The sequence below is a fragment of the Ewingella sp. AOP8-B2-18 genome, from assembly GCF_052376015.1.
GTDB classification, from domain to species: Bacteria; Pseudomonadota; Gammaproteobacteria; order Enterobacterales; family Enterobacteriaceae; genus Ewingella; species Ewingella allii.
Window position 1 is genome coordinate 128,112 of sequence record NZ_JBQSVB010000004.1, and the last position, 12,081, is coordinate 140,192.

Genomic DNA, 12,081 nt, shown 5'->3' on the forward strand with positions numbered 1-12,081 from the left:
CAGAGGAAAGTGCTCAGATGGTAAAACAGGTGATTATTTTGGCGGTGCCGGGGGTGCAGCTGCTCGACGTCTCAGGACCACTCGACGTCTTTGCCGAAGCCAATGCCCAACTGGGCCGCGAGCTGTATAAGCTTCGCGTGATGGCGCTGGATGACCAGCCGATCGTCTCCTCTTCCGGCGCGCGGCTGTTGCCAGACTTAAAGCTTTCTGATGAGCCAACCCAGCCTATCGATACCTTTTTACTGGCCGGAGCGCCGGTGCTCGACACCTTTGTCTCCGATGACTCGGTGCTCGCCTCGATTCGCCGTTTAGCCCTGCAAAGCAGCCGTTATGGTTCAGTGTGCAGCGGCGCGCTGCTGTTAGCCGCCAGCGGCCTCCTGGATAACCGGCGCATCACCACTCACTGGGCGGTGGCTGACCAGCTGGCGCGTGACTACCCGCAGGTGCAGGTTGATGCCGATGCCATCTTCCTCTGTGACGGCCCGCTGCGCACGGCGGCGGGTGTCACTTCAGGCTTAGATTTGGCGTTGAATATGGTCGAGGAAGACGTTGGCCGGGAGATTGCCATGCAGGTGGCTGCCCAACTGGTGATGTTCTTCAAGCGCCCCGGCGGCCAGTTGCAGTTTAGCCGCCACGGTAAAGCCTCGGTCAGCGGCCGTTCTGCGTTACAGGATGTGCAGCGCTGGGTGCTGAGTTCTCTGGCATCGCCGCACAATGTACAGACCATGGCGCAGCATATGGGGGTTAGCGTCAGGCACCTGACTCGGCTATTCAATCAGGAAATTGGCCAGACTCCGGCAGAATGGCTGGAGCAACAGCGCATTTCCCAAGCCAGAACCTTGTTGGAAAACGACGAGCTGGCGATTAAGCAAATCGCCGATGAGTGTGGCTTTTCCAGCGTTGATATTTTGCGTCGGGCATTTCTGCGCCACCTTAAAGTGACACCGTCACAGTATAAGAGGTTTTATGCTAATGGCGAGGTGAAAGCTTAACTTCCTCTCCCCGTTAAGGAGAGGAAGTGATTGAAGCCGTTACTTAAAGTCGGCGTAAGGCACCAGCGGGCGCGGTGGCATATCCAGATCGCCCTGCCAGCCTGCCAGCGAGTAGCGGACATAGAGCAGATAGTGGCTCGGGGTGTAGTCCTTGGCCTGCTGAATATCAATCGCCGCGCCGACCGTCCAGTGCGAGCTGACGCGTCTTTCAACCAACGCCTGCGCCGTGTAACCAAAACCGGAGCTGCTGCTGCCCTGTTCTATCGCGTCTTTGTCCACCAATCCGTCAGGGATCAGTCCCGGCAGCGGATAGCGCTTCTGGTCTTTGGTGGAGGAGCGCGACCAAGAGACCGACCCGCCCACTTCCCATGACCAGTTGTCCGTCCGCTGGCGATAGTTCACCGGCACCGCCAGCGAGAAATACTGCTGCGGACTGTAATAGCCGCCCTGTCCCAGCGTGTAGCCGCTGAGGTCTTTCTGGTAGTGCCACAGCATGGAGTTCAGTCCCACTGTGGCGCGGCGGTTATCCTCATTGATGACTTTATAGTAGTAGCCACCCATCAGGCGTTCGCGGCTGTTGTCGGCGACGTTTTTGCCGGTCAGCTGATGAGCGCTGATGTCGCCCCACAGCCCGTGCGCTTTGCCTTGATCGTAACTGACGCCGAGACTGACACCCGTGGCACGCACGCCGCCCCATTTGATGCCGGTATGCGGATCTTTCGCCCCGGCGTAGGAGAGCATGGAGCTGGAGATTGGCCGGCGCGACGCCATCGCCGTCCAGCCAATATCCTGCCAGTCACTGCTGTAGGCCAGCCCGCCAACCCAATCCACCACCGGGAAGCCGAGCGGCGTGGTGCCCAGATCGCCCTCCCAGGTTTGGTCTTTATAGCCCGCGCCGAGACTCACGCCGCTGGCCCGCTGACCATAATCGCTGTCACATTTCACCTGACTGCTACAGGTGCCAAACAAGGTGCTGTACCCGTCATACTGGCCTTCATCGTTGGTGACATTCTCAAAGGAGCCGTTATCCATGCGCACAATGTCGGAACGCACGAAGGCGCGCCCCTGATACCAAGGCATATCGGCCTGTAGCATGGTGGTGCTGGCTTTAAGGTCGGATTTGCCCGGCGTGCCGCTGTTGGTGGACATATCCTGATCGAGAGTGAAATTGACGTCCTGCTGGCGGTAAAGGTCATGGGCATCGGCACGAATACTGCGATTGAGCCACTCATCCCCGGCCTGATTGCGCGTCAGCCGGGTGTAACTGTCATTGTCGGCAGGCATTTGGGTGGTCATGCCGCTGGCGAGCATCGCCTGCTGGTAATCTTCACGCGCCGCCTCAGGCTGGCCTGTCTGCTGCTCAAGGCGCGCCGAATCGCGGTAAATCAGCGCCTTGTCTTGGCCGATGGGCAAATCGCGGGCCGCGGTTTTCACTGGCTGAAGCAGACGAGCGGCCTGCGCCGTCTCTCCCACATCATGCCAGGCCATCGCCACGCGGCGCTGCTGGTTGAGGCTCAACGTGCTCACCGGCAGCTGGCTGGCGGCCAGTTTCTCCCGCGCCTGCGGTTTTTCGCCGCGGGCAATCAGCTGGTCAATCTCACTCAAGGTCTTGTCGAGGGTGATGCGCTGCGCCAGTTCGCGCATATTGCTGTCCCAGCGCGCCTGCGGCACTGAGTTGAGGTGCTGCACGGCGGCGGCGTCGCGATCTGTGCCGGAAAGATACAGCGCGTAGGCGTAGACCTGCTGCGGATCGTCCGGATGCTTGGCGATCAGAGGCGTGAAAGCCGCGTCGGCCTCGGCGTTGCGCCCCGTCTCACGCAGCGCATTGGCATAGTGATAAGTGGCCCAAACGTTATCCGGATCCAGTTTGAGCAACTGCTGATAGCTCTGCGCCGCCGCGGCCCACTGTTTTTGGTTGGCCAGGCGATCGGCCTCGTCAGCCAGTTGGCTATTTTCAATACCGCGCTGCATATCCTCGAGCTTGGCGCGCTGCGCCGCGGGGAGCGTCTGGATGTAATCCAGCGCCTTTTGCGGCGACTGGCGCTGATAGATATTCGCCAGCCCGCGCTGGGCGCTGCTGTTATTGCTCTCAATGCGCAGGGCGCTGAGATACGCCTGCTCCGCCTGCGTATCGTCATGGCGCGCCACGGCGATATCCCCCAGCCCAACCCAAGCCCACGGGTCGCGGCTGTCGATCTGCCTTGCTCGCTGATAGTGCTGGCTGGCCTGATTGACATTTTGGGCCTTCAGCGCCTTATCGCCCTGCTCGATTTCCAGCCAGTAACTGTCGGCTTTAATCAGGCTGTCCCACTTATTGCCATAAGCGGCGTTGAGGTCGGCTTTTTTGGCCTGCCGGTAGTACGACAGTGCCTGCTGGCGGTTGCCCGCGCGGGAATAGGCCTGACCCAGCGCGCCCAGCACGTCGGCGTCATTGGGGGTTTGTTGCAGGGCTTCTTTCAGAGGCGCGATGGCGGCGGTCGAGGCCCCTCTGGCCACTTTTTGCAGCCCACTGACCCGCGCCTGATAGTGAGGATCGGCCAATAAGGCCTGCTGGCGCTGTAGTTCCTGCTGGGCCTCAATCGCCGAGTCGCCACTGGGGAACACTTGGCCAAAATGCTGCAATTCCGCGACCGACTGATTGCTCACCGGCTGGGATTTTATCTCGGTTAACCACAGGGCCGCCGCCTGTTCGCGGCCTTCATCGGAATTGGAAAGCTCGGTGACCAGCGCAATGGCGCGGACATTTTGCTGCTGGGCAAAGGCCATTTTCGCCAGCTGTAGAAGCACATTCACATCACCGGGGTAATGCTGATTGAGCGCCTGCAATTGGCGTTCGGCCATTGCGCTTTGCCCCGGCATGCGGGCAACCAGCTGCCAATACTCCAGCGCCAGTTCACGCGGCGGCGGCTGCCCTTGCAAGGCCTGATCGTACAGCGCCTTGGCCTCTGGCAGACGGCCAGCCACGGCGAACAGGCGCGCCTGTTGCACTAAAGCCTGCTTGTCCGGCGAGGTCAGTTCCAGACTTAGCTTCGCCTGACGGTAAATCGCCGAGTTGGGCGCAACCTGCTGAATTTTATCCAACTGCTGCTGGGCCAGCGCTTGATTATCTTCCCGCAGCGCGAGACGCATACGGGCAGATAACACCTGCGGATTTTCCGGGGCCATCAGCTCCAGCCGATACAAAGACTGGCGCACCAAATCATCGCGATGGCTGGCTTCGCCAATGCGCACCTGCTCCAGCAGCCACTCTTCAGGGGCCACTTGCTCGGCGGCAAACAGCGCCGTGGGAGTCAAACAAAGCTCCAGCGCCAGCGCCAGGGCGCTCAGTGACAAAGGCACTCCTCGAGAAATCTGCCTCACGGGATTAATCCTGATCGTCGGATGAGAGACGGCGACGGCCCAGCGCGCGTAGCCCATTCCACAGCAAGACGGCGATCAGCACCACCGCCACCACCGCCATAAAGGCCAGCAGCACCGGGTGCGTCGCTAACTTGTTCCACACGCGCTCCCACCAAGGCAGGTGGCCGACATAGTAGACATCGCCCACTTTCAGGCTGTTAACGCCAGAATCGCGGAAAATCGCCACCGAGCCATACACCAGCGCCTTCTGTTTGCTGTCCTGCAGTGAATGATTGAGCAATGCGAAGCCTTGCGGGCTGTCGGCCAGCAGCGCCACGACACTGCGCTGAGCGTGGTAAGGCGACTGTAGGCCGACAATGGCGGAAATCGGCCCTTGGGCGCTGACCTGCACATCGGCATCCGGCGTGGCATCGCTGGCTGGCGCGGTGTTCTCCGGCAAAGCTACCTGACGGTTGGGCATATTAACGGCGGCGCGGGTGGCGTCGAGCAGCAGGTTCGCCTTCTTATCATCACGGATTGAGGCGTCGCGCAAATCCTCCGGCAGCGCGCCAATCATCAGAATATCGGCATCGGCATTTTTGGCCTGCGACCAGTCATTGCTGACCGCCACGCCGGTTGCCGGATAGCCGGTAAGGGAGCCTATGTTGCCCAGCTGATCCAGCATGGTGGTGAGCTGCACCGGCTGTGGCTGAGCTTTCACCAGCACCAGCGTCTGTGACAGGTCTGCAAGACGGCTGAACGGGAAACCGGCGTTGGTAAAGGCGCGCAGGTCCGGCATCGACATATAGTGGCGATAACCGGAGAAGTCGATGGTGGAGCTGTCATCAATCACCACGTGGTTTTGCACCGTAGTGTAAGTCTCACAGCGCCCTTCGGCGGTGCCCGCCAGCAGCGAACTGTAGTCAAAATCAAAACGTAGCTGGTTCACCGCACCCAGTTTTAAAGCAGGGATCATCAGGTCTTTGTGGTCATCCAGCAGCCCCTGCAGCATGGTCAAGTGCAGCAGTTGCGAACCCTGCTCGCTGCCCGGCACCAGAGTGAAATCTTGCAGGAACTGATTGTTCAGGCTGATGCTCAGGCGCGAAGTATTCTTCACCTGCGGCGAGGTGTAACGGTACTTCAGCCGCATATCGATGCCGTTGCTGTTGATCAGGAACAGGTCCGGCGGCAGGTTCATATTCAGGGTGATAGGGTTGGGTTCAATGCCGTTACCCTGTAACTGTTCGGCGTACTGCTTCAGTTCGCCAAAGTGCATCGGGCGGTCGGTGCGCACCCAGTTTGGCGCGTCGTAAGGCTGGCGCGGGTTGATCTGTTCGACATTATCCACGCTGACATTTGACCCACGGAACAGCAGATTCCCCTGCGCAATGCCCTTAGCGGCGGTCACCAGATCTTTATCGTCACGCCCCAGCACCAGCAGCATTTTGACGTAAGGATTGTCCGGCTGGCTGACCATCTGCACCGTCGGCCCTTTCACCGGCGGCAGGTCGCGCAGGAAGTCCGGGCGATGGTCATTGGTGGCGAATACCACGGCGTGGCTGTCCGGCAGTTGGTTATAGAGCACCGGGAAGGTCTGGCCGCGCCACTGGGCTTTAACCCCAAACCACGAGGCCAAAATGGCGGCGGCCTGCTGCTCACCGGCGTCCGGGGCGGCGGAGAACACCATCGGCAACGTCAGCGGGCGGCTATCGCGGGCATCAAAGAATGGCACCGGGAAGTGGGCCAAGTCGTTGCTCAACGGCAGCTTCTGCACGGTCAGCGACAGCGAGCTGCCCTTGCCCACTTCCAGCCACAGCGTGCTGTTGGCCGGGTTTTCACAGACATTCTGATAATGGCCGACAAACTCCAGCCGGATGCGGTTGAAGTCGGAAATATAGCGCGGGTCGATAGCCATCTTTAACTGATTCGGCTTGCCGAGCTGGTCTTTCTCGATGGTTTGCACGCCCATCAGTTGGTCATTGAGAAACACCTTCAGGTGCGACTGCACCGGGATCAGCGACGGCGACGGCGTGTATTGCAGATTCAGGGTGGACTGGGTCACTACTTCATCACTACGCACCCCAAACTCAATCACGCCCGAGGGCTTGAAGCCGCGCAGGGTCATGGCGCCCGGCTCAGGCACCATCGCCTGAAACGGCAGATTTACCTCACGCACCGGCGCGCCGGGAATAATCATCGGCACCGCCGCCGGAGCAACCAGCGGAATGGCGGTGGCCTGCGGCGAATCCAGCGGCGCGGTTTCGGCATGCAACGCCGGAGCTGCCGCACCCCATGCCGCAGTCATCAAAGTGAGTAAAGGAAGTAGTTTCATTTTTTTATCATCGTTAAGGTTGATTCATCAGGCTGCACGGACAGCGACGGATTGCGAGGCAGGAAGGAGACCGCCCAGCGGCCAAAAGTGTTGCCGCGCGCGACCAGCGGCCGGAAGCGGTAAGGCGCAATATCCAGCATGCGCAGATAGCCACGAATGCCCAGCCCTAGCACTTCGCGCAGGCTTTCCAGAGGCTTGTCCTCAGGGAAGCTGTCGCTGCGTACTACCCAGCTGTCGGCGCGGGCGAAGGTACATTGAATAAAATCGACGTGCTGCGCGGTGGTCATTGGCAACAGCTGCACGCCAATGTTTTCACCAAATACTCGGCTTATGCGGCACGGGAAAGCATATTCCTGCTGGCCGCGAGGCAATAATAAAGTGACATTGTCACCTTTGCTGAAGTGCGCGGCACCGGCCGTGGCGATACCTGCGCCGCTGTCCGAGAAGTCCTGCATGGTGGCGACATAGATATGGCCATCTTCGCGGGCCAGCGCGGCGGGCATGGAGACTTCCACGCGGTGCGCCTGCCTGACCTGCTTGGCTTCAAAGGCCACGGCGATGGCGCCGCCCAGAATAATCATGTTGTAGGTCACCCACGCGAGGCTTATCAGCACGGTATAAAACTCGTCGGAATGCGTGTGGAACAGACGCCAGATCCCCACGCCAAAGCCCAGCAGATTGAGCAACATCAGAAACTGATAAGGCCGGGTGATTTTCCAGTCGACGTAGGATTTGTCGTGCATCCCCCCTTTCGCCGTGACGTTAAAGCTCCCGGCGCGCGGGTTAAACAGCGCCACCGTGGTTGGCCGGGCGATATACCACGCCAGCACGGTTTCATAGATTTCACTCCAGAAAGAGTGGCGATATTTCCCCTGCACCCGCGAGGTCGCCAGGCTGGCATGAACCATGTGCGGCAGCACGTACAGCGCGATAGCCAGCGCCGGGGCATAGATGATGTAGGCATTAAGCAGCAGAAAAGCCAAAGGCGCCGTCAGGAAGATCAGGCGCGGGATGCCCGCCAAGAAGTGCAACATGGCATTGGCGTAGCACAGACGCTGCGCCAGCTTCAGCCCTTTGCCCCACAGCGGGTTGTCGAGGCGGAAAATCTGCACCATGCCGCGCGCCCAGCGAATACGCTGGTTGACGTGGGCTGACAGACTTTCAGTCGCCAATCCGGCTGCTTGTGGAATGCGAATATAGGCAGAGGTGTGGCCGTGGCGGTGCATGCGCAGTGAGGTGTGGGCGTCTTCGGTGACGGTTTCCACCGCAATACCGCCGATTTCATCCAGCACGCTGCGGCGCAGCACGGCGCAAGAGCCGCAGAAGAAGCTGGCGTCCCACAGGTCGTTGCCGTCCTGCACTAAGCCATAGAACAGCTCGCCCTCGTTTGGCGTGCGGCGCACTCGGCCCAGATTGCGTTCGAACGGATCCGGCGAGAAGAAGTGATGCGGGGTCTGCAACATGCCGAGCTTGCTGTCTTTGAAGAACCAGCCGACGGTGAGCTGCAAGAAGGAGCGCGTCGGCACGTGGTCGCAGTCGAAAATCGCCACCAACTCCCCTTTACACTGCTTCAAGGCATTGTTGATGTTGCCCGCCTTGGCGTGTTCGTGGGTCGGCCGCGCAATATATTGCACGCCGATTTCCTTGGCGAAATCAGCAAACTCGGGGCGATTGCCGTCGTCGAGCAGCCAAATGGTCAGCTTTTCTTTCGGCCAGTCCAGCCCCAGCGCGGCGTACATCGCCGGTTTCACCACGCTAAGAGGTTCATTATACGTGGGGATCAGCAGATCCACCTGCGGCCAGACGGCGATGTCCGTGGGCATTGGCACCGGTTTGCGGTTCAGCGGCCAAATGGTCTGGAAGTAGCCCAGCACCAGTACCACCCATGAGTAGGTTTCCGCCGCTAACAGCAGCAGGCCGCAAATCAGGCTCACCGGGTCATCCCAGTTGAGGGTTGAGGTGTAGCGCCACCACAGATAGCGACAGGAGACGGTCAGCGAGAGGACGATCAGCATCAGCGTCGGGAAGCGCCCCGGAATGCGGCGCACCAGCATGGCGAGGCTCCACAGCAGCACCACAAATATGAACTGCGCCAGATAGCCGAAGGGCTGCGAGATGCAGAACATCACCAGCACGGTGGCGACCAGCGAACCGATGACGATCAGCGCCCTTCTTGCCAGCTTGCTCAGGCCACGCATCGGATGCATCACCTTCTCTGACAAGGGGCTATGGGTGATGCGCGCGGGCATCGCGTCCAGCCAGTTGTGCATCTTGGCGCGTAAACGCTGCGGCCAGTCACTGACTTTTACCCGCCCGCGCAGGCCGCCTGCCGGAATAAACAGCAGTAGCCAGCAGGTTTGCAGCAGGTAGCGGATGGGGTCCGCCGGGCGCGGGCGTTGGGCAGAAATATGGGGGAACCACTGGGCGCGGCGCTGACGCACGCGCTGCCACGCTGGAGACTCAAAGCGCAGCAACAGCCAGCCCAGCGTGACGCACATCACCATCAGCAGACTGGCGACATGCGACGCGCCCTGCTGGCGATAATTGCGATAACGCTGTTGTAAGGCGCTGGCGACCGGAGGCACCAGCAAGGCGCGAAGCAGGCGACTCATTACTTCTGCCCCGCGCGCAGGTGGATTTGACACCAGCTGGCGAGAGCCTGCATCTCTTGGCAGCTTTTGCTCAGTGGGGCCATTTCGCCCACCGGACGCTTAGCAGCCAGAGACTCCGCCATGGCTTCGTCACGGTGCAGGATCAGCGGCAGCAGGCGCGGCAGGCTCTGTTGCCATAGCAGCAGAATGTCTTGCTGCAACTGGCTGCCAGGCATGAACTGATTCACCAGATAATGGCTATTGGCGGGCATCGGCTGCTGATGCAAACGAACGTGCGACTGGCTGTCGGCGTGCAGCAAGGTGAAAGCGTGGTCGGCAATAGAGAGTGCCTGCGCCGCCAGCGCCGGTTGGTCAACGGGCGTGTCGAGCAGCACCCAATCATAGACGCCAGTATTGTCAATTTTTGTCAGGTTATCTTGCCAGTCGCAGTAAACCTGCGTTTGCTCGATGGCAGGCAGTTGGCCGAAAGGCAAGAAATCGAGATGGGAATGATAGCGCATCGCGCCCTGCTCCCAGCCCTCGCCTGCGCGCACCGCCGTGGCCCAGCCACGCGGCGAGTCGTAAGGCATATTAAAGTGTAAACGTAAGAGATTAGCGGGCGAAAAATCGATAGCCAACACCTTCTCACCGGCCTGAGACAGCGCCCAGGCTAAAGACGCAGTGACTGAGGTGACGCCGGTTCCTCCCCGGATCCCCTGAAGGGCAATAACAGGCATGAGATCACCCTTGGTTGTGAGTTAATTCGTGGTCGGGATGAAAATCCGCTTTCGGAGATAATTCAGCCAGCAGTGGCCAGCGTTTTAATACCTGCGGAATTTTTTCTTTACGGGCTATATCGATATAATGTAATTCAGGTAAGGCAAAAAGGTGACTTAACGCCAGTAAATCATCGTTTTCATTATCTTTTTCGCTATTGACTACTGGGCTATCAGGTCGCATCTCTTTTTCACTCCGCTTCCCTCACATTTCCTGAGATATAAAAACAACACCGCCGACTAAAAATAAGTTGTGGTATTAGGATGTTCTTTACTGGATATGGGATGGGGCAATGCCCGAAATATTTAGATTAAGAAATTTCGGTTATTATAATCATATTTCTAATTGTCTCCAAAGCATACTTTCAATTAAAATGATGTTACACCTTATGCCAGCAAGTCAGTCAGACTTATTCCGGCAAACTTATTTAGGCTATACAAATAATGGCTCTTTCCCTTTCTTTTGGCACCAAGCAATTCTGGAATGAATTGGCTGAAATGCAGTCCAGCGGGCTTTACTGGGTCAACGCAGATAGCCAAAATGCGGCTTACGAGCTGGCGGGTCAGGTGCTTGATGCACAAGAAATTAAAATAATAACGACGATTATTTATCCTCAAGAAAATCTCATTACGAGTAACAAGCAACGCCCTCTTTCCCCGGACCACGTGCTCATTTCGCGCCTTATTTCGTCCGCCCCCTCGGTCAAGCAATATGCGATGCCGACGGATAAAAAGGCGTTCAAATCTCTGTCGCGTGATCTCAATCGTGTGATTGGTGAACAAAATAAACTGGTGGTTTTATTGTTTCCCAACGGCGTTTGGCAGGGGTTCAGCGAGCAAGAGTTTGCCCATTGGCTGCATGAAATCAGCGCGCTAGCGAAATCTAAGAAGATTGCGCTACTTATTATTGCCCATGGCAAATCTGAGCAGAACCTTAAATTAAAACTCCATACTTATCATCGTGCTTTATATGGTCTTTGCCATTTGCGCAGTGATATTGAGCCAGCGCAGTGGGTTATTTCCTGGTGGCATAACCAAGTGACCGCGGAGGCCAATACCACTTACGCGCTACAAAAGCGCCCGCTTGGCTGGTCGGTAATGCCCAAAGCCGCCGCCGACGCTGGCCCGGCCGCGCTCAGTGACGATCAGTGGGCCTTTTTGGCCGAGCGCGGCGTGCTGGAAGGCGCGCCGCCTCTCTCCGGCAACTGGCAGCTGTTTGAAGACAACGCGGCACTGGCCGAAAGTGGTATGCGTGCTCGCTCGGCTACGCTGATTTTCGCCCTTAATAGCAATGAGCAGGTTGAAACCCTCGCCCGGCAAATCCACCTGCTGCGCACCCAGCGCGGCGGCGGATTGAAAATTGTAGTGCGCGAACTGGGCGCTGCTCTGCGCTACGCCGACCAGCGCCTATTGCAGGCCTGCGGTGCCAATTTGGTGGTGCCACAGGCGGCGCGTCTTTCCAGCTTCCTCACCCTGCTGGAGGATATTCAGCCTCTGAGCTTCACCCGTCAGGTGTCGGACGATATTGAGCAACTGCTGCAAGGCCGCCTGCCGACCCATCACAAAGGCTACCTGCCGCTGCCGGCCTTCTGCAAAGTGATGCAGTCCATCTGGAGCCACGCCGAGCAGCAGACCGACGCACCGGGCGTGCTGATTTCCCTGCGCCCGGTGACGGGCATCAATCCGGCGCAGTCGATGTCGCTGTGTCATTTGCGCCGCGACGGCGATATTTTGTCACTGACCGAGCGTCATCTGCTGCTGTTTCTCTCCAACTGCCAGGCCGGCGATGTAGAGCAAGTGCTGCGTTCGCTGTTCAGCCTGCCGGTGGATGAAGTGTTCGCCAGCCGCACGGTTTGGCATCAAGCTGATGATATTCAGTCGGAAATTCGCCGTTTGGCCGCCAAACCTGCTCTGCCGGACCCTGTCGCCGAGCCGCAGCAGATGACCGTGCCGCCGCGTGACGCCGCCAACGCGCCTGAACCGACGCACCCGCAGCCAATCAATTTGCTTTTAAGCGCCACGCCTCATCGCGCTAAGGATCAGCAATAACC

7 protein-coding genes are annotated in these 12,081 nt (G+C 58.8%); 2 read left to right on the top strand and 5 right to left on the bottom strand.

Annotated elements, in window-relative coordinates:
• The first annotated feature begins 17 nt into the window (after positions 1–17).
• A complete protein-coding gene (locus ACT3RR_RS10370; protein WP_496200254.1) occupies positions 18–992 on the top strand; it encodes a GlxA family transcriptional regulator in 975 nt (324 codons plus the stop codon).
• Positions 993–1,031: 39 nt separating this feature from the next.
• Here the strand turns inward: ACT3RR_RS10370 and ACT3RR_RS10375 are convergent, their stop codons facing one another.
• Genes ACT3RR_RS10375 through bcsR form a run of 5 tightly spaced genes read right to left on the bottom strand, consistent with a single transcriptional unit; the run spans position 1,032 to position 10,214 of the window.
• Positions 1,032–4,409, bottom strand: coding sequence for a cellulose synthase subunit BcsC-related outer membrane protein (locus tag ACT3RR_RS10375; protein WP_496200255.1), 3,378 nt, complete (start codon positions 4,407–4,409; stop codon positions 1,032–1,034).
• The gene (gene bcsB / locus ACT3RR_RS10380; protein ID WP_496200256.1) at positions 4,357–6,663 is read right to left on the bottom strand and encodes a cellulose biosynthesis cyclic di-GMP-binding regulatory protein BcsB; all 2,307 of its coding nucleotides are present in this window, start codon (positions 6,661–6,663) and stop codon (positions 4,357–4,359) included. The genes ACT3RR_RS10375 and bcsB overlap by 53 nt, the downstream gene beginning before the upstream one ends.
• Entirely contained in the window at positions 6,660–9,275 is a 2,616-nt protein-coding gene (gene bcsA / locus ACT3RR_RS10385) for a UDP-forming cellulose synthase catalytic subunit (RefSeq protein WP_496200257.1), read from the bottom strand. The genes bcsB and bcsA overlap by 4 nt, the downstream gene beginning before the upstream one ends.
• Positions 9,275–9,991, bottom strand: a complete 717-nt coding sequence (bcsQ, locus tag ACT3RR_RS10390; protein ID WP_353502050.1) for a cellulose biosynthesis protein BcsQ — start codon at positions 9,989–9,991, stop codon at positions 9,275–9,277. Before bcsQ ends, bcsA begins: the two co-directional genes overlap by 1 nt.
• A 4-nt stretch (positions 9,992–9,995) precedes the next feature.
• Positions 9,996–10,214, bottom strand: coding sequence for a cellulose biosynthesis protein BcsR (bcsR, locus tag ACT3RR_RS10395; protein WP_353502049.1), 219 nt, complete (start codon positions 10,212–10,214; stop codon positions 9,996–9,998).
• Between the two features lie 260 nt (positions 10,215–10,474).
• Here bcsR and bcsE point away from each other — a divergent pair, with 260 nt between their 5' ends.
• Positions 10,475–12,079 carry a cellulose biosynthesis protein BcsE gene (gene bcsE, locus ACT3RR_RS10400; RefSeq protein ID WP_353502048.1) on the top strand — a complete coding sequence of 535 codons (1,605 nt, stop codon included), beginning with the start codon at positions 10,475–10,477 and terminating at the stop codon, positions 12,077–12,079.
• The last annotated feature ends 2 nt before the right edge of the window (positions 12,080–12,081 follow it).

Coding starts and splice junctions, on each gene's coding strand:
- ACT3RR_RS10370 (WP_496200254.1), top strand. CDS start 18: ATGGTAAAACAGGTGATTATTTTGGCGGTGCCGGGGGTGCAGCTGCTC.
- ACT3RR_RS10375 (WP_496200255.1), bottom strand. CDS start 4,409: ATGGGCTACGCGCGCTGGGCCGTCGCCGTCTCTCATCCGACGATCAGG.
- bcsB (WP_496200256.1), bottom strand. CDS start 6,663: ATGAAACTACTTCCTTTACTCACTTTGATGACTGCGGCATGGGGTGCG.
- bcsA (WP_496200257.1), bottom strand. CDS start 9,275: ATGAGTCGCCTGCTTCGCGCCTTGCTGGTGCCTCCGGTCGCCAGCGCC.
- bcsQ (WP_353502050.1), bottom strand. CDS start 9,991: ATGCCTGTTATTGCCCTTCAGGGGATCCGGGGAGGAACCGGCGTCACC.
- bcsR (WP_353502049.1), bottom strand. CDS start 10,214: ATGCGACCTGATAGCCCAGTAGTCAATAGCGAAAAAGATAATGAAAAC.
- bcsE (WP_353502048.1), top strand. CDS start 10,475: ATGGCTCTTTCCCTTTCTTTTGGCACCAAGCAATTCTGGAATGAATTG.